Source organism: Acinetobacter sp. SA01 (assembly GCF_011319235.1).
GTDB lineage: Bacteria > Pseudomonadota > Gammaproteobacteria > Pseudomonadales > Moraxellaceae > Acinetobacter.
The window spans coordinates 134440-159522 of the sequence record NZ_WXXM01000001.1 but is presented as its reverse complement, the minus strand read 5'-3'; the positions used below and the strand labels follow the sequence as shown (position 1 = coordinate 159522).

Below are 25083 nucleotides of genomic sequence, written 5' to 3'. Positions count from 1 at the left end.
CACAATACTTAGGTGTATAGCTCAGTTGGTTAGAGCGCTACGTTGACATCGTAGAGGTCAGCAGTTCGAGTCTGCTTATACCTACCATATATTTATCAATGACTTATAAGTAAATCAAATGCTTATAGGTCATTTTTTTTGCCTGTTTGTCGCTTTTATTAATTGGCATAGTTGGAAAAATTGGCAAAAAATGGCAATATTTCCTAGCCTTTTGCGACAAATCTGCGACAAGATGAAGTTACCAAAACCTAGAAAACGTGGTGAAACTTATACCGTTACTGTTTCATACCTGGGAACAAGATACTATTGCACCCGCGATACCGAAAAAGAGTGTGAGCAATGGGCTGCATTAAAATTATTAGAACTTAAGGCTCAGACAAAAATAGAAACAGGTGAACTCAAGCCGAAATTCATGTTCCGGGACCTAAACAATAAATACTATGACGATGTTGGCCAACACAATCCGTCAAAATCATCTCGCGCCTGGATCACTGGTCAGCATAAAAACTTTGAAATGAAATTTGGTGCACTGGCACAAAAGTCAATCTATGACATCACTCCAAAAGATTTAACCAACTGGCGCAATAAACGCCTCAAAGAAGTTGGTGAAAATACTGTCCTTAAGGAAATATCACATTACAGTGCGATGTTTACCTACGCCCAAAAAGAACTCTTTCTTCTGGAAGAAAATCCATGGATGCAGATCACCAAACCCAAAAAGCCTAAAGCCAGGGCGCGTCGTATCCATGCCTCAGAAATTGAATTGATGCTTAAAGCATTAGATTATGAAATGGGAACTGAGCCGGTACTGTCACAACATTATGTTGCCTGGGGCTTTCTATTTGCTATTGAGACGGCATTACGTCGTGGTGAGTTGCTGGCAATGGAAAGAAAAGATATATATGACGGCTATATCCATCTGCCAAAAACCAAAAATGGGGAGCCACGTGTGGTGCCATTATCCGGGGAGGCTAAAGCGCTTTTAAGTTTGATTAAGCATACGGGCCGTAAGATTATTCCCCAGTCAGAAAATGCATTTCGATTGATGTGGGAGAAACGAAAGGCTGAAATTGGTTTGTTGAATCTGCATTTTCATGATACCAGGCATGAGGCGATCACACGCATGGTTCGGGTCCGAAAGCTGCCAGTTGAAGTTCTGGCCAAAATTACTGGCCATAAGAAAATCGATGTACTGGTAAACACTTATTACAACCCAAATGCAGAGGATCTGGTTGAGGCATTTAATGGGCAAAAATAAGCCCGCATGGCGCGGGCATTGGGTTTTCTGCAGTCAAAACGGGAGACCTAAATCATCTTCTTGAAGTGATTGAGTGAAATCAGGATTTAATTTTATTGAGCCATCCTTGTAAAATGTTACAGCCCAGTCTGGATGACATTTAATGCACATATCCTCCAGTAAGTGGATATGGCCACAATGGCACTTTGTAATGTCTATTTGCGATTTATGGTATTTTCGAAAAATGCTATAAGTTCCGTGATTCTCATCCCCACCTTGCAGCTTCATGATACCGCCATGAACCAAAACCTGATTTTCAATCTCTTGAATCGTGATGGCTGGGTTTTTCAGAAGATAGCTCACAATCTCTTTCAATTGTTCATTTTGACGCGACATGTTCATGATAATTCCTATGTTTAGTTTTTAATTCTTACGCTTTGGTCCACGTCGGACTTTGGCATTTCTAAGCAGAGCATCAGCAGCCTCTGGATCATAAAGATGTTTTCCATTGCTGCCCTGGTTGATAGAGATACATTTAGTACGAATGGTTTCATCAGACAGCCCGTATTTTTTCACCAGGTCTGCAACAGTCACCAGTTTACGAGATTCAAGTCTCAAGGCGGTAACAGTACCGCCAAAGACCTGCTGACCAAGTACAATCTGTGGTGCTGAATCCGCCTCAATTGTCACAATAAACTCAGCCATTTTTCAAAGCCTCATTTTTCTGCAATGCTTTACTCTTCTTGTTTGACTGCGCAATACATGCAGTACAGCGATGATTAGATCCATTCATTCTGATTGAGAACACATATTCCTTATGAATGGTACACATTCCGATAAATGTGGTTTTACCAGCTTCCCAGGCTTGTTTTCGTGCATGACGATTAAAGACCAGGCGCTCATCATCGTTTTTAATATCTTCAATATGCTCACGTAAAACTACCTCTTTTCTAGGCGGATTCGGCAGCATCTTTTCTTTCTTATTGGCAAAGGTCTCTTGAACTGCAGCAGTCATCTGGCTACCTAGGGAAAATTGATTCGGATCAATATTATTTTCCTTGCAATGCTGCAGGTATCCAGACTGGCCAAAAGGAATTTGAGTTGGTTCTGATTTGCCCTGTGCAAGCAAGAAGTCATTGACTTGGTTGGCAAGGGAAATAGATTTGCCCTGGTTAATGTAAATATCATGGGCTAAGTTGCTGTTCATTCTTAGTCACCCTCACTTTCATTTTTTTCTAAATCATCAAGCAAAGCCGCATGCAGATGAACAGCATTGCGCATATGTTTAATGATTTTATTTGCACGTGTGTCGGCATAAATGAATACGCCATTGTTTAGCACTGGAATCGGTGGTTGCATACCTGCACGTGTATAAGACTGTGCAATATAGCCACTTAGTCTGCTTTCAATCTGGTGGGCTATAACCGGATCTTGCAGTTGTTCAGAATATGAAGTCATGAGATGGACTCCTTAATCAATTTTTTATAACGTCAGAACATTTTCCTAGCCGCTTACTTTCTTTAATTAGCGCAACAAAAAATGTGACAAAAAGAATAAATGGAACAATGATAAACACGAAAACAGCTAGATAACCGTACTGAGGCAGCATTATGAAATCTCCTCAATTGATTCAATGGCACGGTTAATGAATTTCTGCTCATCACTTATTAGTTCGTTTTTATCCTGAATTAAACAGTGACAGCACTGTTCATCCGTAAAATTTGGACACTTGTCCTGGCATGGATGAGATTCTTTTTTGCGAGAAAGCTTTGGCCATGAATCAATTACAGACTGCACCGGCACAAGGCTTTCAGGAGTATCAATTAACTTCATGCCGGCTCCACAATCATTTGAGTGCGTACGGCTGCAGCCATTTCATCTAGCCATTTAGATTTTTCTGAAATGTCAATAAACTCATAGCTTAAGGCTGCATCAATGAATGCATTTGCTTGAGCGATAGCGGTCGTAAAATCATGTTGATTTGTGGCATTTAGAATGGCTTGAATCGCATTCTTGATTTGATTGGTGGCACGGCTCTTGTACCAGTTTTCATCTTTGATTTGGGGTTGGCCAAAATCTTCGGCAAATAAGCGTGAGCGAATGATAGAGTCGAACTGATCGACGGGTTGAAATTGCTTGTTCATGACAGCACCTGCTAAGTAAAGTTTGTTTTAATAAACTAACTTTACTCAGTATGTGTGTCAATAGAAAATTAACTAAACTTTGTTTTTGCTAATTTAAATAAACTTTTTGCTTGGCTCAAACTTACCCACGTACTTTCCTTTGTAAACGCAGTTTTCCTTTAACTCGATAATGTTGGGTTGAAAGTTTGGATTTAATGCCTTTAAGTACATCTGTTTATAATCCTTTATTAGTGCCTTAAAAGTTGATTCTCCGTCACATTCAGCGATTACCATCTCTCCAGTCTGCACATGTTCAATGCAAATATCCGGATCGATACATATAAAATCACCATCATTAAAGTATGGTGAATTGCTAATGCCGCGGACGATCAGATAGTAGCTATTCTTTCCAGCTGTGGGAGGTGCTGGCAGCCATTGCTCAATGTCAAGCTGGCTAACAGACTGCACATTAGTCCAATTCCCTGCCTGAACATAAGAAAGAACAGGCAGCATTCTAGTGACAGGCCTATAGTCACCAACATTTGATCCGGTATCTGTCACACCATACAAAATATAGTCAATAGTTGTATTTAGTGCTGGAGCAATAAGCTGGAGTTTTTCAAATTTAGGGGTATTTACATCCTTTTCCCAGAGCACTACTGCTGCATCACTAACATCAGCAAGCTTTCCTAATTGTTTTTGGGTTAATTTTTTTTCTTTGCGTAAACTTTTGATTCTAGTGCCGACTGTGCTCATAACTAAGCTCATTTAATTAATACTAACTTATATTAGCTATTGACTAACAAACTAAACTCTAATTTAATAAACTAATTAAAGTTAGTTTTCGAGAAGTAACATGACTAGAGATGAAGCCATTCAGTTATTAAATTGCAACCTTTCCGAGCTTGCGAGCAAGCTAGGGATTACCACAGCCGCTGTTGCAAAATGGGATAAAGATGAAATCCCACTGCTACGCGAGTACCAAATCAGAGAGTTGGCAGCTAAATCTGAAAAGCCGTCTTCTGCTAATAATTCAAATTTAGCCCAAGCAATAAACAAAAAAAATGAATGCATTGAGGGAATTTAAACATGCGTCTAACTCTTAGCGAACGTCGTGAGAAATCAGTTATGTCACTGGAAATGGCTCTGAAAGCTGCTGTATACCGCCCAAATGATGATTCATTGATGGCTTTAATTGCAGAAAAAAATGCATTTAATATCAATACTTTTCGAAGCTCTATAAATCCGACTACACATACGCATAAAGCTAATATTTACCACCTGGAAGCAGTGCTTTCTGAAACTAAAGACCCTCGCATCATGGACAGTATTTGCGCCATTCATGGCAATGCAGCATGGTTTGAACTGCCAAAGATTGAGCCGATGACTCAGCACGGATTTATGACCAAAATCGGAAAACTTGCGAAAGAGCAGGGCGTACTGGCACAAAGCATTGCCGAGGCTATTTCTGATGATGTCATTAGTGATGATGAGCTGGCCGTGATCCGTAAGGATGTGTTTGACCTAATCCGCATTGCTGCAAACTTGCTGGCCATGGCTGAAAAACAATCTCGGGGTGAATAATGCATTTAAGTTTTGATCAGGTTCGTGATGCTGCGCTTGGCCGCTGGAAAGACCTGGTATTTCCTGCTTTTGGTATTCAGGTGCCAGCAAAACGCAATCAACATGGCCCATGCCCAATCTGTGGTGGCAAGGACCGCTTTCGTTGTGATGACAAGCAAGGCAAGGGCAGCTGGATCTGCAATCAGTGTGGTGCTGGCGATGGCTTCGGTTTAATCGAAAAATCCCGAAATATGAATTATTCCACAGTACTAAAAGAAGTCGGTGCAGTACTAGGCCTGTCTACAGAAACCAAAGTAACTGATGAAGACCGTCGCAAATGGAAGGAACGAGCAGAACAACAGGCTCGTGATGCGGAAATGCAGGAGCGCAAGGAGCAGGAATCGGCATCAAAACGTGCAGCACGAATCTGGGCTGGTAAATCAGTAGACCGTGACTGCCCTTATCTGGAGCGCAAGCAGGTCAATAATTATGGGTGCAAGATCAATGGGAAAGGCAATCTGATTGTGCCGTTATTCGATGCCCAGGGGAAAATCTGGAACATCCAGGAAATCCATGCGGATGGCCATAAGCCTTTTTTATTTGGCGGTCGTGTTGGCGGATGTTTTTTTGTGCTTGGCGAAATTACCCAGCCAGACCAGGTAATTTGCATTGCAGAAGGCTATGCCACCGCTGCGAGCATTCGTCAGGCAACCAGCCACGTTACAGTGGTCGCGTTCAATTCTGGAAATATTGACAAGGTGGGCAAGGAAATCAGAGGAATGCACCCCTATGCGCGATTGGTGTACTGCGCAGATGATGACAGTCATTCAGTACCACCAGATGCAGGCTTAAACGCTGCCAACAAAGCTGTGGCTGCAACAGGCGGCATAGTGATTCTCCCCGATTTTAGCCAGGTGGTAAACGTATGAGTAATGAAGAAATTTTAGAGCAGCCACAGGCATCATTTCTATCTGATTTCAATGATCTGCATGTTGCTGCAGGGATAGAGGCAGTACGCGAGCAAATCGAGCGGGGGATTTCCGAACAATCTTCATCTTTTGACCAAAATCCCCCACACCCCCTTGAAATGGCAAGCCAGAATTTAGGGCAAAATCCGGAAATTGGGCCAGATTTATGGCCAGAACCCGACAATTTTGACCTTGAAATGAGTCCAGATCTGTCTGGTGCTCCGGATCTGTTGGAACATGGCCAGCCGGAACCACAGGGGAGTGGGGAAATTATTGAATTTGAGCGTCCGGATTTTACACTGGAGAAGTGTTTGGCCAGATTCATGTTGGTTGAGGGAAAAACCGATGTATATGACTCTTTTAAGAAGAAAACGATCAAGGCAACCGCATTCACCAAGATGGTTGGTAAACTTGTTGCTGGAAAGTGGCAATCACATATCAACCGAAAAATGATCGACCAAGATGCATTGAAAGCCGAAATCGACCGCCAAAGTGCTTCAGAAATTACCGATCTAATTGGCCGTTATGTTCACCTAGAAGGAACATTGGAATCGTGGGATACCGTCAATCGAGAGCGTATTAAAAACGTGGCAATTCGAGAGGCATTCCCAAATCATTATGAAATCTGGTTTAAATCACCACACCGTCGCATGATCCATCATAAGGACCTTGTTTTCGATCCAACTAACTCGGCCAAGCCACACCAAATCAACCGATTTACAGGTTTAGAAGTGCAAGCAGGATCAGATCCAGATTGCCCGGATATGCTCATGAATCTTCAAGATGCCTATAAAAAGTCACAGAGTTTCATAGATTTACTTCGACACCTTTCAGCTGGTGAGAAAGAAGCATTCGGTTGGTTGATTCGCTGGCTAGCTTATCCTTTGCAACACAAAGGGGCGAAAATGGCAACGTCAGTTCTAGTGCACGGTAACATTCACGGTGCTGGTAAATCACTTTTCTTTGGTGGGATTATGGAGAAAATCTACACAAAGTACCACAAGACACTCGACCAGCGTGACCTTGAGAGCCAGTATAATGACTGGGCAGATGAAGTACTTTTCCTCCTGTTTGAAGAGATCGCCAATAATAAAACCAAGCACGGCATGATGGGATTTATTAAGCACTTGATTACTGGCTCAAAGTTATCAATTCATCAAAAATTCTTATCATCAATGCAGCAAGCAAACCACATGAATACGGTTTTTTTATCAAACCACACCCAGCCACTGCCCATTGAAGAGAATGATCGGCGCTTTCTAGTGTTGTACCCAAAATCTACTGTTCCGCCAGATCTATTGGATCGTGTAGTAGCTGACATAGAATCCCCTGAAGCAATACAGGCATTTTATACTGCACTACTGCAAATCGATCTGACCGGGTTTAATGCTCATACCAAGCCACCAATGACTCGGGCTAAAAAGGAAATTATTGAATACACCAGGCCAGGGTATGACACGTTCATTACCCAGTGGATCGCAGGTGAAACCAATTACCCGTACTGCAGCTGTACTACCATGCAGCTCTATGATGCTTATCAGCGATGGAGTAAGACCACAAATGAGCATATTGTGAGCCTTAAACGCTTTATGGGTGAGGCTAAAAAGTACGGCATTGTCTCATCTGACAAGCAGGAGCACTGGCGTAAACCATCCAGACCGCACGATAAGAAGCAAACCAAAGTTATTGTGATTGGGGTTGTACCAGAAACATTCACTGATAGAGATGGCAAAGAAAAGCCATTACTTAAAATGGACTGGCTCGGTGCAGAAATAGAAAAATTTGACAATGCTATTCAAGGTGACAATAATGATGTTCCGCGCCCGCTATAACCATAAAAATAAGCGCAAATGTGTACCATGTGTACCATCGTGTTTACCATTATTGACCAATGGTACACACGTGCAGCCCTTACCACATAAGACTTTTACCACCAATGTGTACCATGTGTACCATTTTTCTCGCGCGCGCACACGAGGGAATTTTTCACAGCCATATATATTTATTAAATCTAAACATACAAATCATGGTAAAAAATTTTCTCGCGTAAGAGATGTTGTAATAATGGTACACATGGTAAACATTTACTTAAAAGCTTTACTACATAAGGCTTTGCTGTGTGTACCATTTTTCAAGATGGTACACAAAAACGGCTTAATGGTACACATGGCTTTCCAAGTTATTGTTTTTAAAAATGAAAACATGTGTACCATTGCTAAGGAGCGTATTTAATGGAAAAATACCTTCGTCTACTCAATCCAAAGTCAATCAACTATGAAGCAGATCGCATTGACGGTGGATCACCAGCACTGACTGCCCAGGATGTTTTGCTAGCAATGGGTTTTGCTCGCTTATCGCCATTTCAGGATGTATTGATCCGACTTAAATACTTCGAAGCCAATACTCAGGCCAACGTCAACAAGTTTGCCCAGATCCTGGCGAGCAAGTATGAGCAACAATTTTCTGCTGCTGGGGTGAATAATATCTACCACTATTCCATCGCATTGATTGGCTTAACTGAGTTTTGCATGGTTCCTGCCAGCTATAAGCCATCTGAACGTGCGCGTGCTGCAATTTGTGGTTTTAGTGATACTACGGTGAGAAATCACATGAAACTCCATATACAAACCATTCTGGAAGATCTGAACTTGGAGTTGCATATTGGAGAAGTTAAAATTTTTACTCAGCTCAGTAAAACTAAGTAAACTTTGTATTGACCAAAAAGCAGATTTAAGTTAATTTTTACCACAATGGAAAACTGTAATTAAAACGCTGTAGTTTCTCCAAAGCCGAAAGGCTTATTGAACTGAATGCTTGTGCTGAAGCATTCAGTTTTTTTATGCCCGCATGTTGCACTGGTCGCAACAGGCGGGATTTTTTATAGGGTATGTAGGCAAATGGGCAAGCATGAGCGTAAAGAATTTTGGGATAACCATGAGCGGGCAGCAGATCAGGCTGAGAAAGCCAGATCCAAGCCAGTAAAGAACAACAAGGCCAAGGCATGGCGAAAAGCTTGCAGTGAATACCTGGAAGTCAATCCACTGTGCTATGAGTGTTCAAAGCGTGGCTATACCAGCCCGGCATTTCATGTACTGCACATTGATCCACCAGATGGAAGCCAGGTGAAATTTTGGAACATCCTGAACTGGAAAGCATTGTGTGAACCATGCTTCCATCGGATCACAGGTGGTACTGAGCTGGATATCCTGGACCCAATTCCTAAGGATGCAAAATTATATACGGTGAAATGATGGCGAAATTATCAAAACTGGGGAGCGCACTGCCAACCTTGAGCAGCAGTCAGCCCACACTGCAACGTCAAGACAATTACGGTCAGGGCCGTGGCGGTCGTCCATGGCGCAGACTGAAGCGTGATGTTCATGTGCGTGATAACTGGACCTGTTGCAAGTGTGGTCGAGTCACCATGCAAATGGAGTGTGACCATATTATCAACAAGGCCCAGGGTGGTACTGATGACATGGATAACCTCCAGTCGCTTTGTGTTCCTTGCCACCAGAAGAAATCTCAAGTGGAGAGCAGACGATGAGCAAGGGAGTAATGAAGTTTCTAGCAGTCTTAACTGTAGTCATTGCGTTCACAATGCCACCAGCACTAGCGAACGCTAAAGGCAGTGGTGGTCGAGGAAGTTCGGTATCCTCATCATCTGCCCGATCATACAGTGCACCGGCTCGCAGTTATTCGACCACCAGATCCAAACCAACAAAAAGCAAATCATCCTGGTTTAGTAACCGCGATGATGATGTTGAATGCTCTGTATTAAAGAGCAGCAAGCATGCAGCAGACCGCATTGTATACAAGCGGTACTGCTAAGAAGAGACATACTGAGCAGGCACACGCTAGCACTGCTTAATGTTGGCAGCTCGGAAAGACGGCACGCTTCATGTGTAAGCAAAACCCATGAACGTTCATATGCTCGACAGGATGTTGAGATAAGGTGGGTACAAGATGGATCTGACCTTGGTGACGGCAAGCCATTAACACGTAAGTTGACCATAGTAAGCAACTCTAATCCCTGTCGGCAACGGCAGGGATTTTTAATTACATAAAATTTTGGAGAACAGTATGTTTAAGTTTGAATTAGGAGCCGTGGTCAAGGTTGGGAATTACAGTGGACCCGCCAAGATCATTGGTCGTGCGGAATACTTAGACCGCCCAAATCTATATCTGGTCAAGTACGAAAAAGAGAATGGCCTACCAGCTGAAGAGTGGTTTGATGAAGACATCTTGAACTGATGGACATGGCACCAGGGTCAGCCCTACATCCTGGTGCCACCACCGTGGAACATATTTGAATGTTTATTTCCTTAAGGTTTTCGTGGAACACCTTAAGGAAATAAACATTTTGCACTTAATTGGTGCGAAGCTTACCCCGCGGGGGGTATAAATTTTTAAAAATTTGGGTCCCAGCGGACACCGCCCCCCTTTCTCATTTGTAAAAAAATTCCTGTTTTGAGCAAAAGTAAATAAACTTTTTATTCAAAATCATAAATTTAGGTTAATTTTTTTAAATATTCAGATTTTAAGGTGAAAATATGGCTTTGACTGAACAGATGAAAAAATTTGCTCATGCCAAATTAAAAACTGGTGAAGATGGCCGCCAGTTATCAAATAAGCAGGCCGCAATTGAGGCGGGCTATTCAGAAAAGTCTGCAGGATCTAAAGGTAGCCAATTAGCACAAAATCCCGAGGTAATTACCTATCTGGACGGGCTTTTAAAATCAGGGGGAGAGGGGGCAGGTGCAGTTTTTGAATCTATGCCTCTAGGTGAAGCTGCTATACAAGCTGACATCAAAGAGATGGAAAGTGTAACAAACTCTTTAGAATTTTTGCGATCAATTTATAAAAACTCACGTCTAGAGCGGAAGGTTCGGATTGAGGCGGCCAAGGCAGCTTTGCCCTATGAGTTTGGCAAAGTTGGTGAGATGGGTGTTAAGCAAGGCCGTGAAAATGCTGCAGGCGATGTTTCAGAAAATGATAATGACTTTGCAACAGCTGGAAATCAGCGTGCTGCACGAGGTCAGCAAAGAGTGAGTTGATATGTCTTCAATGTCCCCGATCTGGACAACAGCTTGCCCAGATTGGGAAAAGAAGATTCTGGCGAAAGAATCACTGATTGCCTGCAAGCCGTTGTATCCAGATGAAGCCGACATGGCTTTAAATGTATTTAAAAAACTGACGTTGGTCGATGTAGCTGGAAAACCTAAGGTTGGTGAGGTTACAGGTGAGTGGGTTTTTGAGTTTGTTGGTGTAATTTTTGGCGCTTATGACTACGAAAAAAATGAGCGTTTAATCAATGAATTCTTTCTACTGATTAGTAAGAAAAATACAAAATCAACATTAGCTGCAGGCATTATGCTAACGGCCATTATCTTGAATGACCGTCATTCAGCTGAATTTATCATCCTGGCACCGACCAAGGAGGTTGCTGATAACTCATTTAAACCGATTCGTGACATGATTCGTGAAGATCCAAAGTTATCAGCCTTGTTCAGTGTGTCAGAACATACAAGGACAGTGACTCACAGAAAAACAAGGGCTACTTTGGCAGTTGTTGCAGCAGATACAGGTTCAGTTGGCGGTAAAAAAGGCGCATATATTCTAGTAGATGAGCTTTGGATATTTGGAAAACGTGCCAATGCTGAAGCTATGCTTGAGGAAGCAACTGGCGGTATGGCTTCATTTCCAGAAGGCTTTCTGATCTGGCTGTCTACGCAGTCGGATGAGCCGCCAGCTGGGGTATTTAAAAAGAAATTAGATTATGCCCGTAAGGTGCGAGATGGGGAAATTGATAATCCATCATTCTTGCCGCTGTTGTATGAATTTCCGCAAAGCATGATTGATGATGAAAGTTATTTGAACCCGGATTACTTCTATGTGACCAATCCGAATCTTGGCCGCTCTACACACATCCGCTACTTGCTAAATAAATATGAGCAGGCAAAGCAAAGTGGTGATGATTCAGTTCAAATCTTCCTGGCTAAATATCTGAATGTCGAAATTGGCATGAACAAGCGAGCAGATCGCTGGGCTGGTGCTGATTTCTGGATGTTGTCAGCTTACAAGGACAGGCTTTTTGTTGAATCCATTCTGGATTTAAGTGAGATATGCACGATTGGCTTTGATGGTGGTGGTCTTGATGACCTTTTTGGCATGGCGGTAATTGGTCGAGATAAGAATGACAGATCAACCTGGTACTGCTGGAACCGCGCCTGGGCCCATCCGATCGCCCTGGAACGCCGACAAGAAATTGCTCCTGCCTTGAAGGATTTTGAGCAGGATGGTGATCTGGTCATTGTAAAAAATATAGGTGATGACGTTCGCCAGGCTGCTCAAATATGCAAGCGTATTTATGATGCAGGAAAGCTGCCCGAAAAAGCCGCAATTGGACTGGATAAACTTGGTATGCCTTCACTACAAGATGGTTTGCTCGAGGAGGTGCCTTTTAAGCTGTTGATTGGTGTGCCCCAGGGCTATCAATTATCTGGATATGTGCAGACAACTGAACGAAAAGTTGCTGAAGGGAAATTCCTACATGCCGGCCAGCGCATGATGAACTGGTGTGTTGGTAATGCGAAGGGCGTGTACCAGGGCAATGCAATGACAATCCGAAAGCAGGAGTCTGGAAAGGGGAAAATTGACCCCTTGATTGCAACATTTAATGGTGTTGCATTGATGTCCCTAAACCCTGAACAGAGTGCACAAAGCTATGGAGTCTACTTTGTATGATCAGAGATTACCGAAAAAAACAGGAAGAACTCCGGCAGGTCCAGTATCAGCTTGACCATTTAGGGGCCTGTACCACAGTGGGAAAAACAAATAAAGAGATCGCTCAAATAGATGAGCGATTTTTTTTGGCTTGTGAAAAGGCTGATGCACTTAAAGCAGGCTTGCAGCAAAAATAAAACCAAGGAGTACAGAAGCGATGAAGCTTGCTTACAGCTTGCTTGAAGTCAAAGCAATTGATGACACTGAGTGGCGGCTTGAAGGTATTGCCACAACACCAACACCAGATCGTGTTGATGATGTTGTCGAACCTAAGGGTGCGCAATTCACATTACCGGTGCCATTTTTATGGCAGCACGATAAGCGCCAACCGATTGGAAATGTTGTTGAGGCCCAGGTCACTGATGATGGGATCAAAGTAGTCATTCAGCTGGTTAAGCCAGATGAGGTTGAATCTGAGGACCTGAAAAAACGCCTTCAGGAAGCATGGGACAGTATCAAAACTGGTCTTGTTCGTGGTCTTTCTATTGGATTCCGTGGTCTTGAGGTGGCCGATATCCAGGGTACTTGGGGCTATAAATTTATCAAATGGGATTGGTATGAATTATCAGCTGTTACGATTCCTGCTAATCAGGAAGCGACAATCACTGGCATTAAGACACTCTGCCAGACCGATCAGTCAAATCAACAAGAAACCCCGCAGAAAGAAAAGTCTGTGCCATGTAAAAAACCCCTATCAATCCAGCCAGAATCAAAACACCTAGTAGTGAAACTTGCTGAAACACCCAAATCTTATGGAGTAAAACTCGTATGACACTTGCAGAGCAAATTGCAAAATTAAAAGCGAATATTAAATCGCACCAGGATCAGATCGTTGCAAAATCAGGTCAGTCCATCTCAAAAGGTGCTACGCCAAGTGAGGAAACTGAGGGTGAAATCAAACAGCTTCAGGATGAAATTGCAGTAATGCAGAAAAACCTGGATCGTCTTGAGGATATCCAAAAATCTCAGGCAAGCTGGGCTGATACCACGACTCCAGCAGCTGGCGGTAACTCACAGCAAGGTCTCAAAAGCACCCAAGGTCAAACTATTCAAGTCGAAAGCAACCTTGAAAAAGGTATTGGTTTTGCGCTGATGGTGAAATCCATGGCACTAGCTGCAAATAGTAAGGGTGCTGTTACGGCTGGAGACGTTCTTGATTCATGGGGGGCGCCGGACATTGTAAAAAATGCAGTCAACCAGAAAGCGCTTATTGGTGCTACAAACAACGAACAGTTTGGTGAAGCATTGGTAGACTTCCAGAACCTGACCAACGAATTCATTGAATTGCTTCGTGGACGAACAGCTGTCGACCAGTTGGCTTCTCGTATGCGTGAAGTACCTTTCAACATTAAAATGCCGCAACAGACCGGTGCTGTCAGTGTTGGCTGGGTAGGTGAAACCAAACGCAAGCCAACGACAAACCCAACCATCGGGTCAGTAACTCTGACTAAATCAAAAGTCGCGGGTATTGTGCTGCTATCTGACGAATTAATGCGTTTTTCCAGCCCCAAAGCAGACCGAATCATTCGTGATGACTTTGTGAAATCTACAGCTCAGTTTATTGATGCGGATTTCTTTGACCCAACCAAAGCTGAAACCGATGACAGCCCAGCATCAATTTTGAAGGATTCCAACAAAATTGATAGCAGTGGTGCAACTGGTGCCGACATTGAAGCCGATCTGGCCAAGGTGATCAAAGTACTAACAGACGCAAATGTTCCTCTGGAAGGCGCGCATTGGGTGATGTCCGAAAGCCGTGCTGCGTCACTCAGCATTATGCGTGACGCTTTGGGCAAAAAGTACTTTGAAGACATGAATCTGAATGGTGCTAAATATCTTTTGACTCTGCCAGTGTTAATTTCATCAGGAACTCCAGATAAGATTGTTCTTGTTGTACCAGGTGAAATTATGCTAGCAGATGACAATGTACTGGATTTTGCAGTAAGTAGCGAAGCATCAATCAACATGGGCACAGACCTAGCTCCAGAATGGGTCAACCTATTTGAGCAAAACTTGATGGCCATTCGTGCAGAGCGCTTTATCCGCTGGAAAAAGCGTCACGTTCATGCGGCCGCATACCTGCAGTTTGCTTAATTAAAACACTTACAAGGCCCCTCGTTTGAGGGGCTTTTTTGTTGAGTAAGAAAAATGCCAAAAGTTAAATTTTTGAAAGATCTTTGCTCCGGTCGTGCCGGATCAGTGCAAAACCTTCAGGATTATGAGGCACGAGTATTGGTTCAGTTAGGTGCTGCAGTACTTTATGAAAATCCTAAAGAAAATAACCAGCAAACTGCACCAATTCTGATGAATTTGAATGAAACACCAGTAATTGATGATTTTGGCGAAATGGTTGAAGCAAATATTGTGATTGAAAGCCCTGTAAAAAAAGGCACTAAATCAAGGAAAGGGTGAGAGATATGGGTTTTTTAGGCAATATATTTCGTAAAAAAGCAATGTCTCCCGTAGATAGTAATACAAGCTGGCGTGTGCTTGAGCCTTTTATGGGTGCATGGCAAAGAAATATTGAGCTTAATCGAGAAGACCTGCTTTCATTTCATGCTGTATTTGCCTGTATTTCTATTATATCCAAGGATATTGGGAAACTCCCACTGGAGCTTCGAGCTAAAAAAGATGGTGTATGGGTCAAAGTTAAGGATAAAAAATTTCCATTCTTTGAAAAACCAAACCATTTTCAAACTATGCAACAGTTCCTTGAATACTACATGATCTCCAAGGAGACGCGCGGCAATACCTATGTATTAAAGCTTCGAAATTTTAAAGGCGATGTAGAGCAGCTGATTGTATTAAACCCAGATAATGTCACTCCTTTGATTAGCGATAAAGGTGATGTTTTTTATCGAATCGGCATAGATAAGCTAGCTAGGCAGGAAGAGGTTATCATTTTGCCTGCATCTGAGATCATTCATGACCGATGGAATTGCCTATACCACCCACTGGTCGGAATTAGCCCTATCCTTGCATGCGGACTGGCCGGTGCTCAAGGTGTGGCTATTCAGAAATATGGTGCCAAGTTCTTTAAAAATAACGGCCGGCCTAGTGGCATTCTTACAATGCCCGGAAAGATCGCAGATGAAGATGCTAAAAAAATTAAGGAAGCATGGGATCAAAACTACTCTGGTGAGAACGTAGGTAAAACTGCTGTTATGGGTGGTGATGTGAAATACATAGCAATGGCCATGCCGGCTGCAGATGCTCAAATGATTGAACAACACAAATGGTCTGCTGAGATTTGCTGTTCTGTATTCAATGTTCCACCCTGGAAGATTGGCATTGGCAGTATTCCACAGGGACAAAAAGTTGAAGATATGGAGCGGATCTATCTCAATAGTTGCCTGCAAAGTCCTATTGAAGCAATTGAAAACTGCTTTGATGATGCTTTCGGCTTGAAAGATTTTGGTTATGAAGTTTTTCTGGACCTTTCGACCTTATTACGAATGGATAGTGTTTCTCAGATGAACTTTTATTCGCTTGGTGTGCAGCGTGGGATTTTTGCACCCAATGAAGCACGTGCCGTATTTAATTACATGCCAAAGACTGGTGGCGATACACCATATATGCAGCAACAAAATTTCTCACTTGAAGCAATTTCCAAGCGTGATTCGAAGGATGATCCATTTGCATCAGGGGCAAGTAAATCAGAAGGAGATAGCAATGGCACTAACAGCGAATGATGTTGCCAGGCATTTGCGTTATGACAGTGACGACATGATCAACCTAGACCTACAATCTATTTTAGATAGTGCTGAGCAGGCTGTAAAAGATCATGTACTCACTAAATTTGACCCAGAAAACAAGATCCAGCAGCGAGCAATCTTGATGATGTGTGGGTATTTTGATGAAAACCGTGGTGTGGACAAAGATACCCCATCAAATGATGGTTTTTTGCCACAACCTGTCAAAGATCTATTGTCTGCATACTATTTGCCGTTATGCATTTAAGGATGTCTTATGGATGCCTTTATAAGCTGGGTCAAGTGCTCTAAGTATTATAAAAATATGATTTTTATACATGGAGAACGTCTTTTTATGATCCGTGATGGTGAGTTTGCAATTCCTGCTGTACAGATGGCCTATGAAGCATGGTTATACCATGGAGGAAATAATGAGTAATTTTGACTTTGAACAATTTTCTGCAAATCTACTGATCCAAAATAACCAACTGCTGGCCCAGCATAATCTGCTGACTGAGCAGAATAACCGTTTAATTATGGTTAATAATGAGCAAAACGCATTGATTAGTGAGCTGCTAATCCAGCTTACAGAAAGCGATGAACCTACTACACAAGACGATCTCCATAAATGTCTTGATGATGATTAACGGTAAATAGGTAGGCTTTATATGCGTGCAAATGAACTTCGTCATCGTGTCACAATTCAAGCATCCAATTCTGGGCGCGATGATTACAACAATGAGACTGACTTGATCTGGTCCGATTACAAAACCCTTTGGGGTAAAATTGAGTTTCTTTCAGTTAAAGATACGATCACAGCCCAAGCTGCTGGATCTGAAACCACCGCCCGATTAAAACTCAATAAGCGTGATGACATTACAACCAAAATGCGTGTGATCCATCGTAGTCAAATTTTTCAGATTGTGTCTCCACCCAAACCTGACAACGTGGACGGTTTAACCTATATGACTGTCGAGTTGTCCCTGCTGGGATAATATCTTATGCAAGTTGATTTAAATATTAGCGGGCTAGATGAGTTCAACAAGAAAATTGCAGAACTTAAGGACGTGAAAAAAGTACGCTCTCGTGCAAGATCTGCTGCGCGTAAAGCCATGAAGATTGTCCAGCTTTCCGCTCAAATGGGAGCGGCATATATTGATGACCCCAAAACCCGTGAAGACATCCAGAAAAATATTGTTATTCGAAATGGTAAAACCCGTGATTTTGGTAAAGTAGTGATGCGTGTTGGGATCATGGGTGGTGCTGCAGTTAATGGGAAAACAGACCGTGCAAAACTTGCTGCTTTGCCTGGTGGTGAAACTGTTTATTGGCGTTATATAGAATTCGGAACAAGTAAAATGCCTGCAACTCCATTTATGCGACCAGCCTTACAACAAAATTTGCAAAAAGTTACAGATGAATTTGCCAACACTTTTATGAAATCTATTGATAAGGCAATTGCGAAAGGAACGATTTCATGAATATTTTACCCGTATTCCCAGTGCTAAGTGTTGTCGATGCTGTAAGGGCTGTGCTTGGTACAAATCCGGTTCGCATCTTTGAAGACATAGCACCAGATAAAACCAGTTATCCCTACGCAGTCTGGACGATGATTACAGCTCTACCGGAGAATAATCTGGATTGCCCTCCTAATATTGATCATGTGTCCTTTCAGATTGTTGTATACGACACAAACAAGACCAGGGCATCAGAGGTACGAAAAGTAGTTTTAAACGTCATCGAGCAGTACTGCCACGTTACACGGTTTCACCCAAATCACTTCGAGCGCAAAGCCGATACCAATATTTTTGGTCGTGGCTTTGATGCGAATTGGTTTTTAGATCGCTAAACAGATTTTAATTTCCACATAGCACCCAACCGGGTGCTTTTTTTATGCCAAAATTTGAGGAGTAGCTACTCATGGCGAAAAAAGGCGTTTTATCAAACGGCACAGCGGTATGGATTGTCCATGGTACTGTTCCAACATTAACAAAGATGGGTTGTATTAAAGCTTTAGCTCTGGGTGATGATAGCGCCAGTGAAATTGATACAACATGTCTGGAAGAAGCGAGTACCAAAACTTCTGAATTTGGACTTAGTACACCAGGTGAAGGCTCAATTCAAATCGATACAGATCCTAAAAACTTATCGCATATGACTTTGTTGGAGCTTGCTGCCAATAAAGAAACGGTGATGGTGTATGTAGGTTGGTCGGATGGTATTGCGGAGCCAACATTAACGGGCAGTGATATCACATTGCCTACCACTCGCACATGGTCGCACTTCGAAGCAATTCTTCGTAAAGGTTCTCCAGTGTTCGCTGTTGATGCGATGGTGAATCACACAATTCCCATGAAGCGACAAACCGAAGTAACTGAAGAATTTAAGGTGACTCCATAATGGCTAAATTGACTTTAGAGAAAGCAAAAAAAGCAGTCGGTATTGGCAACCTGGTTGAAAAGACTATTAAGTTTCGTGATGTGGATGGTAAACCATTTGAAGGCGAGATTTATATTAAAGTCCTGTCTTCAGATGAAGTTGCAAATATCACAGATATTTTAAATCTTAAAAAAGACGAAAAATACACCATCAATCAATACCGTGATGCAATGTTGGTACAAACTGTCTTTGAGGGGAAGGATAAACCGTTTTTTCCTGATTTAAAGAGTACGGGCCAAGTGTCTGATGAAATGAAAGTCGCAATGTATTTGGCTGCTGATCAGGTTATCAATTTCACGGGAAAGTACTGGATCTCGACGAAGAGTCAGAATTCTACTGTGAACTCGTCAGCTGCGGAATCGGTGGGCGAACCATCGCAGAAGCAAGAAGAAACCTAAGCAATGCCGAACTCCAAATATGGAAAGCCTTTCGACAAAAGAGAGGCTCCCTTTTTGTTGGTCGGCGTATTGAGCAAGGTTTCGGTAACTTGATGGCACATTACACGCAGTTTAAAGTAGGGAGTGATGTTGAGGTTGATGCTTTTGATTTTATGCCTCATGAAAAGGCTCCGGAATTGACTTTTGAAGAACAAAGGGTGAAAGATATTAAAAAGAAATCAGGTTAGCTTGGTTTCTTTTTGCTCGGTAAATTAGTATCTTGTCTTGAATAATAAATATTTGGGGTGGGGTATGAAAAATATAATATTTTTAGTATTGGTATTTAGCACTTTTGTCCACGCTGGAACAGGGGGCGTTAATCGACAAATTAAAGTTCTTGAGGATGGGACTTTTACTACTCAAATTGTTGAGCAAAAAGCAATGTCTGATGTGGACAGGGATTTACAAATTAAGAATTGTGAAGCTATGTCAAGATTCGCAGAAAGCAGCTTTAAGGCACGCCAAAACGGAGTTGATGCATCAAAAATGTTTAATGTTGTGGTTAAAGATTCAGCACAAGCAAAAGAGGCGATGGAATCAATTATCGTTGATGTGTTTAGGCGGCCACTATTAACCTCTAAAGATGCAATAAATCTATCCGCCCATGAGTATGCAAATGCATTTTTTATTGAATGCGTATCTCCATAAAGTTAAAAACATACAAAAACCGCCGAAAGGCGGTTTTTTATTGCCTGAGGTTTTGTATGAGTACCAAGCTTGGAACATTAACACTAGATCTAGTTGCAAAGATTGGTAACTTTACAGGACCAATCAAAGATGCAGAAAAGCAAACCAAACTTAGCTTCGACAACATGCGAAATCATGTTAATAATTATGGTGCTATCGCAGTGGCTGGGGTTGCTGCTGTTGGGGCCGGCGTTTTTGCAATGGCGAATGAGTACGCTAATGCAGCCCGTGAATTACAGATTTTTGCGTCAATCTCAAATACTACCACTCAAGAATTTCAAAAGATGGCTGTTGGTGCCCAGACAATGGGTATCAGTCAGGAGCAGCTATCCGATCAACTCAAAGACTTTAATGAAAAATTGGGCGAGTTCATCACAATTGGTTCCGGTGGTGCAGTAGATTTCTTTGAGCAAATTGCAATTAAAACTGAAGGGTCTGCGGAAGGTGCGAGAAAATTAGCACTTGAAATGCAAAATCTTTCAGGCCCTCAGGCGCTGCAACTTTATGTAAATAAACTTGAAGAGGCGGGTGTTACTCAGCAACAAATGTCTTTCTACTTGGAAAGCATGGCATCGGATACAACCAACCTTATTCCACTCCTAAAGGATGGCGGTAAGGGCTTTGAATATTGGGCTGATGCTGCTGAGCGTGCTGGCATGATTATGGATGAATCAGCTATAGCCAAAGCCAATGAGCTTAAAGTACAGATGGGATTGCTGGGATTACAGGTTGATGGTGCAAAAAACAAATTCATCCAGGGGTTAGTGCCAGCGCTGGTATCAGTCGGTGATGGTATGTCTAACGCTGCAACTGAAACAAACTTAATGTCTGATGCAGGAGAAACCCTTGGGGAGGTATTTAAGGGAGTTGCTGCAACTGGCATGGGGGTTTACGCAGTTGTTAAGATGCTATCGAATGCGGTTGCGGGATTGGCAGTTGATGCTGTTAATGCGAAGAAAACTGTAGACCTTGCGGCGGAAAAAGGCACTTGGGCGGACAAATTGCCAGGTGTTAAGTTTGCTAAGACAGCCATCTTTGGTGTGACAATGGCTAAAGCACCAAATAGTGGTGTTGCTATGGCAGCCAAGGACAATGCAAAGGTTGCTGATGATGTCGCCAGTTCAATCGGTAGAATTTACAGCAATGCTGTCAATCAATCTGTGTCGGCAATGGCTAAAATTCAAGGCAGTCAAGCAGGCGTAACCAAAGGGTCGGACGAGTGGATTAAAAAGCAGAATGAGGCTGCAAAAGCAACATCTGGGGCAAATAAAGCACTGCAAGAGCAGAATCAGCTACTTGAACAGCAAAAACGTGATCGTGAGCAAATCTCCAAGACGTATGCATCCGACTTTCAAAATATGGTTTGGGATGAAAAAGAACAGCAAGACTTGGTAAAAAACTCTGGCTTTAGCGCCTCGGAGCAAGCAAAGTATTTAGCTTTAGTTCAAAAGCGATTTGATGCCGAAAATGCCGAATACTTTAAAGCTTTAAACCTAGAATTCAATCAATACAAGTGGTCCGAGGAAAAGAAACTCGAATACACATATCAGATGGATCGTGAGATTGCGGAAAATGACGTAAAAATTGCCGATGAGGTAAGAGAATCAAAACTCAAATTCCTTGATGAGCAATATGAATATCAGCGCAAGCAATTGAGAATCAACCAAGATAAAGAGCTTCTTGAAACCAAAAAGCTTTGGATGTCCGCTGGTGAGTACGCGCAGGAATACTACGCTTTAGTTCGTGAGGAAATTCTTAATACTCCGTCTTATTCACCTGAGATGAAGGATGCAAAAATTAAACAAGCGAACCTTCAGCAAGGAATGGAACAGAATGCTGAGCGTGAGCAGGTATGGGGTGACTATAAGTCTATGATGGGCTTGGATGAATCTCCATATCAGCAAGATATGGACTTGCTTGCTGAAGCTCGTAAGCAGATGTTAATTACTGAAGAAGAATATCAGCGCGATCGTTTGGCTCTACAGGTTGGCTATGGTGGTGAATATCTTGGCGCATTATCAGGAATGTTTGGCGCAATGCTTGGCGAATCATCTAGTGCTTATCAGGCATTATTTTTTGCTCAGAAATCATTTTATCTTGCGCAAGCAGGCATGAATGTATGGAAGTCTGCATCTGATGCGTATGCAAATGAACCAGGCACTGTATGGCAGAAAATGGGGGCGGCAGCGCTTGCAACTATTGAATCAGGGTCCTTTCTATCATTAATTGAGGCAGCAACCCCTATGGGTATGGCCCACGACGGCATAGACAACATTCCAAAAGAGGGCACATGGCTTTTGGATAAGGGTGAACGTGTTGTAGATAGCCGAACCAATGCTGATTTGAAGGGCATGATTGCTAATCAAAAGAATGGTGGAGATGTTCACATACAGGTCAATGTCACTGATTCAGGTGTTTCTGCCCAGTCAAACCAATCGGATCAGAAGCAGCTCGGCCAGATGATTGGTAATGCAGTGCGGGCGGTAATTCGCCAGGAGCAACGTCAAGGTGGATTGTTGGCAAAATAATGTTTTAGCTTGATAGCTATTTTGTTAAATTTACTCAAAATAACGAGGTAGATTTATGAAAAAATTAATAGTTCTTGCTGGAATATTACTCACATTAACGGGTTGTTCGACTACTCCAATAACAACTGGTGATGCTGGATCAATTCCAGTAAGTCGCATTTATAATCCTGCCTATTTCACCAAGACATCAGAGCAGCAAGTAGAGGTCTCTTTTCAAAGAGATAAGGGCTTTATTGGTAGTGGTTGTAGTCATGATATTTATGTTAATAACATAAAGATATTCTCAATTCGACCTAATGAGTCTGCTGTCATTTATTTAAATCCTGACTACTATATTTTTAGATTGGATACTGGTGGCGGCATGTGTCCAAATATATCCACATCTCAGGAAACAGACTTAAAGCCGGGTGCAAAAGCAGAATATAGGATTCTTCTTCCATCTGATTTTAATTTGCGACTTACCAGAATGAAATAAGCAATAAGAGCAGAAATTAATACCTCCTTCGGGAGGTTTTTTTATTGGACGCAATTTATGAGCAACAGAAAATTTGAAGTACAGCCGGATCTGGAGGGCAATTCTCAAAATGCATCATTCAATACTTTGTCATCAAAGTTTGGTGATGGTTATGAGCAGAGCATTTCAGTTGGCATTAACAACAGGTCTGGCACTTGGGCATTCACTAAGACTGCTAAAAAGGCTTTAATCCTAGAGATTAAGGCCTTTTTTGATGAACACAAAGGTGCCGATTCCTTCCTGTGGGATTCACCACTGGATGGTGAGGTTCGTGTCAAAACCAGTGAATATAGTCCTGTTTGCCTGGGTGGAGACATTTGGCGAATCTCTACAACATTTATCCAGGTGTTTTACCCTTAACTAAATTTAATTCATGCCCCGCTTAGTCGGGGCTTTTTTGTGAGTAAAAACGATGCCTACAGTAAAGAAAACACTAAATCGTACACCTCAGAAAATTTCGGACGGAAACTTTCCAGCTTACATGCAATCAATGGGCGGTCTGGTACGTTTTGCATTTTCAGGGACTCAGCCGACAGACCTAACAATCTATCACCAGGATATGCAGATCTACACTGACGGCAGCCTTGGTGCTATGTGGGCTTGGGCTGCACATTTTGATGAAGTCATTGTTTCCATTTCAACGTAGGACAGCCGATGAATAGAACCACAGTTTTGACCGGTGGAGTCCAAACACCACCAACGACTCGAATCGCCCAGGGTAGCACCGATAAAGGTCTACTCCTCGGCTCAACTATATACATGATTGGATCATCTGAAGGGTTACTGGGCAACCGCATCCCGGTATCTCCTTAACTTTAAAAATCAGGAATTATTATGGCTAAGCAAGTTATTAATCAGGGTACAGCGCCTACTGGTGCTGGCGGTGATACGTTCCGCTCAGGATCTGCAAAACTACAAGCAAACGACAATGAACTTTATACACACCTTGGTGCCGCTGCTGATGGTGTCCTTACTGTAGATAAAACCCGAACTGCATTGGGAATCGATACAGACAAAACCAATCTTACAATTCTGGTTAAGGATTCATTACGTCAGTCTGTCGAACTCGCCTCCGGAGGTGAGCAGACCGTACTGTATACCGCAAAAGGTCAACCGACTTATATGAATATTATTCAAAAGTTTGACCTGTCTACCATCGATGCATCACTTAGCGGTACACATCCGGCATTTATCGTCAACGGTGTAGAAAAGCCTGAAATATTTATTGGTACATATCAGGGCAAAATCGTATCGGGTGAATTGCTCAGCCTGCCGAATGTGGACCCAACAGTTTCCACCAATTTCACCAACTTTTTAGCAGCTGCGCGGGCTAGTGGTAATGGCCATCATCTGATTACCAATGCTGAGTGGTCTGCTGTGGCATTACAATGCTACAAGAAAAATCAGCAGCCTTTGGGCAATAGCTACTACGGACGCAGCTCGGAAGATCCACTTTTAGTTGGCCGTCGTGCAGATGGTTTAAATCCAGGCAATACAACTGGATCGGCGCGTATATTAACAGGATCTGGACCGGTTGAATGGCGACATAATCGAAAACCGAGCGGTATTGCAGATCTTTCTGGAAATGTCTGGGAATGGAATGCAGGAATGCGCATAGTGAATGGTGAGATTCAAGTAATTGCTGATAACAATGCGGCACTACTGACCTTGGATATGGGTGAAAGTTCAGTCCAGTGGAAAGCAATTGATGGTGAAACCGGCAACCTGGTTACACCGGATGGTAACGGAACTACAGTCGGGACAGTGAAATATGCAGATAGCAGTACAGCAGATTACACAATCAATGGTGCCAACTTTGGAGCGATCCGAAACCTATCAACGACCAAGCCTGTGACTGCAGCCGCTTTGGCAAAGCTAAAAGCATTGTGCTTATATCCACATATTGAAAACACCGCTTCATATAATAGTGATTACTTTTATAAAAACATGACTGGTGAGCGCGTGCCCGCCCGTGGCGGCGATTGGAGCGGCGCAGCCAGTGCTGGCGTGTTCGCCTTGAACTTGAATATCGTCCGTACGGGCACGCATTCGGGCATCGGGGCGCGTCCAGCTTTCGTAAGTCTGTAATCCGGTCCGTGTGATCTGTTT

Annotated in this window: 38 protein-coding genes and 1 tRNA gene; 32 read left to right on the top strand and 7 right to left on the bottom strand. The window is 42.6% G+C overall.

Annotation, left to right across the window (positions count from 1 at the left end):
- Positions 1–10 precede the first annotated feature (10 nt).
- Positions 11–87: transfer RNA gene (locus GTU69_RS00870), tRNA-Val, on the top strand.
- Between the two features lie 145 nt (positions 88–232).
- A complete protein-coding gene (locus tag GTU69_RS00865; protein WP_166167818.1) occupies positions 233–1258 on the top strand; it encodes a site-specific integrase in 1026 nt (341 codons plus the stop codon).
- 33 nt (positions 1259–1291) lie between these two features.
- On the opposite strand, the gene GTU69_RS00860 is transcribed toward GTU69_RS00865, so the two are convergent.
- The 7 genes from GTU69_RS00860 to GTU69_RS00830 all read right to left on the bottom strand — a co-directional run bounded on the left by GTU69_RS00860 (position 1292) and on the right by GTU69_RS00830 (position 4116).
- On the bottom strand, positions 1292–1633 hold the full coding sequence (locus tag GTU69_RS00860; RefSeq protein WP_166166561.1) for a hypothetical protein: 342 nt from the start codon (positions 1631–1633) through the stop codon (positions 1292–1294).
- Positions 1634–1660: 27 nt separating this feature from the next.
- Positions 1661–1942 (bottom strand): DNA-binding protein, encoded by a 282-nt coding sequence (locus GTU69_RS00855; protein WP_166166942.1) that lies wholly within the window; start codon positions 1940–1942, stop codon positions 1661–1663.
- Complete coding sequence (locus GTU69_RS00850; RefSeq protein ID WP_166166939.1) at positions 1935–2444, bottom strand: hypothetical protein; 510 nt, start codon at positions 2442–2444, stop codon at positions 1935–1937. The genes GTU69_RS00855 and GTU69_RS00850 overlap by 8 nt, the downstream gene beginning before the upstream one ends.
- A gap of 2 nt (positions 2445–2446) precedes the next feature.
- On the bottom strand, positions 2447–2695 hold the full coding sequence (locus tag GTU69_RS00845; protein WP_166166936.1) for a hypothetical protein: 249 nt from the start codon (positions 2693–2695) through the stop codon (positions 2447–2449).
- 150 nt (positions 2696–2845) lie between these two features.
- A complete protein-coding gene (locus GTU69_RS00840) occupies positions 2846–3070 on the bottom strand; it encodes a hypothetical protein (RefSeq protein WP_166166558.1) in 225 nt (74 codons plus the stop codon).
- Positions 3067–3381, bottom strand: coding sequence for a hypothetical protein (locus GTU69_RS00835; RefSeq protein WP_166166933.1), 315 nt, complete (start codon positions 3379–3381; stop codon positions 3067–3069). The genes GTU69_RS00840 and GTU69_RS00835 overlap by 4 nt, the downstream gene beginning before the upstream one ends.
- A 93-nt stretch (positions 3382–3474) precedes the next feature.
- The gene (locus GTU69_RS00830; RefSeq protein WP_166166931.1) at positions 3475–4116 is read right to left on the bottom strand and encodes an XRE family transcriptional regulator; all 642 of its coding nucleotides are present in this window, start codon (positions 4114–4116) and stop codon (positions 3475–3477) included.
- Between the two features lie 100 nt (positions 4117–4216).
- Here GTU69_RS00830 and GTU69_RS00825 point away from each other — a divergent pair, with 100 nt between their 5' ends.
- The 30 genes from GTU69_RS00825 (at position 4217) to GTU69_RS00680 (ending at position 25062) form a co-directional block, all read left to right on the top strand.
- On the top strand, positions 4217–4447 hold the full coding sequence (locus GTU69_RS00825; RefSeq protein WP_166166928.1) for a Cro/CI family transcriptional regulator: 231 nt from the start codon (positions 4217–4219) through the stop codon (positions 4445–4447).
- A gap of 2 nt (positions 4448–4449) precedes the next feature.
- The gene (locus tag GTU69_RS00820) at positions 4450–4944 is read left to right on the top strand and encodes a phage regulatory CII family protein (RefSeq protein WP_166166925.1); all 495 of its coding nucleotides are present in this window, start codon (positions 4450–4452) and stop codon (positions 4942–4944) included.
- Positions 4944–5852: a primase-helicase zinc-binding domain-containing protein gene (locus tag GTU69_RS00815; RefSeq protein WP_166166922.1), complete on the top strand. Its 909-nt coding sequence runs from the start codon at positions 4944–4946 to the stop codon at positions 5850–5852. The genes GTU69_RS00820 and GTU69_RS00815 overlap by 1 nt, the downstream gene beginning before the upstream one ends.
- Positions 5849–7723, top strand: coding sequence for a DUF5906 domain-containing protein (locus GTU69_RS00810; protein WP_166166919.1), 1875 nt, complete (start codon positions 5849–5851; stop codon positions 7721–7723). The genes GTU69_RS00815 and GTU69_RS00810 overlap by 4 nt, the downstream gene beginning before the upstream one ends.
- Before the next feature lie 399 nt (positions 7724–8122).
- On the top strand, positions 8123–8596 hold the full coding sequence (locus tag GTU69_RS00805; protein WP_166166916.1) for a hypothetical protein: 474 nt from the start codon (positions 8123–8125) through the stop codon (positions 8594–8596).
- Positions 8597–8788: 192 nt separating this feature from the next.
- A complete protein-coding gene (locus GTU69_RS00800) occupies positions 8789–9142 on the top strand; it encodes a hypothetical protein (RefSeq protein ID WP_166166913.1) in 354 nt (117 codons plus the stop codon).
- Entirely contained in the window at positions 9142–9438 is a 297-nt protein-coding gene (locus GTU69_RS00795) for an HNH endonuclease (protein WP_166166910.1), read from the top strand. The genes GTU69_RS00800 and GTU69_RS00795 overlap by 1 nt, the downstream gene beginning before the upstream one ends.
- A gap of 536 nt (positions 9439–9974) precedes the next feature.
- Positions 9975–10145 carry a hypothetical protein gene (locus GTU69_RS00790; RefSeq protein ID WP_166166907.1) on the top strand — a complete coding sequence of 57 codons (171 nt, stop codon included), beginning with the start codon at positions 9975–9977 and terminating at the stop codon, positions 10143–10145.
- 299 nt (positions 10146–10444) lie between these two features.
- Complete coding sequence (locus GTU69_RS00785; protein ID WP_166166904.1) at positions 10445–10948, top strand: terminase small subunit; 504 nt, start codon at positions 10445–10447, stop codon at positions 10946–10948.
- 1 nt (position 10949) lies between these two features.
- On the top strand, positions 10950–12638 hold the full coding sequence (locus GTU69_RS00780; protein ID WP_166166901.1) for a terminase large subunit: 1689 nt from the start codon (positions 10950–10952) through the stop codon (positions 12636–12638).
- Positions 12635–12814 carry a hypothetical protein gene (locus GTU69_RS00775; protein WP_166166555.1) on the top strand — a complete coding sequence of 60 codons (180 nt, stop codon included), beginning with the start codon at positions 12635–12637 and terminating at the stop codon, positions 12812–12814. The genes GTU69_RS00780 and GTU69_RS00775 overlap by 4 nt, the downstream gene beginning before the upstream one ends.
- A gap of 20 nt (positions 12815–12834) precedes the next feature.
- Positions 12835–13449, top strand: a complete 615-nt coding sequence (locus GTU69_RS00770) for an HK97 family phage prohead protease (RefSeq protein WP_166166899.1) — start codon at positions 12835–12837, stop codon at positions 13447–13449.
- The gene (locus GTU69_RS00765) at positions 13446–14771 is read left to right on the top strand and encodes a phage major capsid protein (RefSeq protein ID WP_166166896.1); all 1326 of its coding nucleotides are present in this window, start codon (positions 13446–13448) and stop codon (positions 14769–14771) included. Before GTU69_RS00770 ends, GTU69_RS00765 begins: the two co-directional genes overlap by 4 nt.
- A gap of 54 nt (positions 14772–14825) precedes the next feature.
- Positions 14826–15089, top strand: coding sequence for a hypothetical protein (locus GTU69_RS00760; RefSeq protein WP_166166893.1), 264 nt, complete (start codon positions 14826–14828; stop codon positions 15087–15089).
- A gap of 5 nt (positions 15090–15094) precedes the next feature.
- Positions 15095–16369 carry a phage portal protein gene (locus GTU69_RS00755; RefSeq protein ID WP_166166890.1) on the top strand — a complete coding sequence of 425 codons (1275 nt, stop codon included), beginning with the start codon at positions 15095–15097 and terminating at the stop codon, positions 16367–16369.
- Complete coding sequence (locus GTU69_RS00750) at positions 16350–16637, top strand: head-tail connector protein (RefSeq protein ID WP_166166887.1); 288 nt, start codon at positions 16350–16352, stop codon at positions 16635–16637. The genes GTU69_RS00755 and GTU69_RS00750 overlap by 20 nt, the downstream gene beginning before the upstream one ends.
- Before the next feature lie 9 nt (positions 16638–16646).
- Positions 16647–16808: a hypothetical protein gene (locus GTU69_RS00745; RefSeq protein ID WP_166166884.1), complete on the top strand. Its 162-nt coding sequence runs from the start codon at positions 16647–16649 to the stop codon at positions 16806–16808.
- Positions 16801–17016, top strand: a complete 216-nt coding sequence (locus GTU69_RS00740) for a hypothetical protein (RefSeq protein ID WP_166166881.1) — start codon at positions 16801–16803, stop codon at positions 17014–17016. The genes GTU69_RS00745 and GTU69_RS00740 overlap by 8 nt, the downstream gene beginning before the upstream one ends.
- 21 nt (positions 17017–17037) lie before the next feature.
- Positions 17038–17364 (top strand): phage head closure protein, encoded by a 327-nt coding sequence (locus GTU69_RS00735; RefSeq protein ID WP_166166878.1) that lies wholly within the window; start codon positions 17038–17040, stop codon positions 17362–17364.
- A gap of 6 nt (positions 17365–17370) precedes the next feature.
- Complete coding sequence (locus tag GTU69_RS00730) at positions 17371–17850, top strand: HK97-gp10 family putative phage morphogenesis protein (protein ID WP_166166876.1); 480 nt, start codon at positions 17371–17373, stop codon at positions 17848–17850.
- A complete protein-coding gene (locus tag GTU69_RS00725; RefSeq protein ID WP_166166873.1) occupies positions 17847–18218 on the top strand; it encodes a DUF3168 domain-containing protein in 372 nt (123 codons plus the stop codon). Before GTU69_RS00730 ends, GTU69_RS00725 begins: the two co-directional genes overlap by 4 nt.
- 71 nt (positions 18219–18289) lie before the next feature.
- The gene (locus tag GTU69_RS00720) at positions 18290–18769 is read left to right on the top strand and encodes a phage tail tube protein (protein ID WP_166166870.1); all 480 of its coding nucleotides are present in this window, start codon (positions 18290–18292) and stop codon (positions 18767–18769) included.
- The gene (locus GTU69_RS00715) at positions 18769–19206 is read left to right on the top strand and encodes a hypothetical protein (RefSeq protein WP_166166868.1); all 438 of its coding nucleotides are present in this window, start codon (positions 18769–18771) and stop codon (positions 19204–19206) included. Before GTU69_RS00720 ends, GTU69_RS00715 begins: the two co-directional genes overlap by 1 nt.
- A 17-nt stretch (positions 19207–19223) precedes the next feature.
- On the top strand, positions 19224–19433 hold the full coding sequence (locus GTU69_RS00710; RefSeq protein ID WP_346764423.1) for a hypothetical protein: 210 nt from the start codon (positions 19224–19226) through the stop codon (positions 19431–19433).
- Positions 19434–19497: 64 nt separating this feature from the next.
- Positions 19498–19893, top strand: coding sequence for a hypothetical protein (locus GTU69_RS00705; protein ID WP_166166865.1), 396 nt, complete (start codon positions 19498–19500; stop codon positions 19891–19893).
- A gap of 56 nt (positions 19894–19949) precedes the next feature.
- The gene (locus GTU69_RS00700) at positions 19950–22460 is read left to right on the top strand and encodes a hypothetical protein (protein ID WP_166166863.1); all 2511 of its coding nucleotides are present in this window, start codon (positions 19950–19952) and stop codon (positions 22458–22460) included.
- Positions 22461–22515: 55 nt separating this feature from the next.
- Positions 22516–22935, top strand: coding sequence for a lipoprotein (locus GTU69_RS00695; protein WP_166166860.1), 420 nt, complete (start codon positions 22516–22518; stop codon positions 22933–22935).
- Between the two features lie 57 nt (positions 22936–22992).
- Entirely contained in the window at positions 22993–23334 is a 342-nt protein-coding gene (locus tag GTU69_RS00690; protein ID WP_166166858.1) for a phage tail protein, read from the top strand.
- A gap of 121 nt (positions 23335–23455) precedes the next feature.
- Positions 23456–23620 (top strand): hypothetical protein, encoded by a 165-nt coding sequence (locus GTU69_RS00685; protein WP_240921565.1) that lies wholly within the window; start codon positions 23456–23458, stop codon positions 23618–23620.
- Between the two features lie 188 nt (positions 23621–23808).
- Positions 23809–25062: an SUMF1/EgtB/PvdO family nonheme iron enzyme gene (locus GTU69_RS00680; RefSeq protein ID WP_166166852.1), complete on the top strand. Its 1254-nt coding sequence runs from the start codon at positions 23809–23811 to the stop codon at positions 25060–25062.
- The last annotated feature ends 21 nt before the right edge of the window (positions 25063–25083 follow it).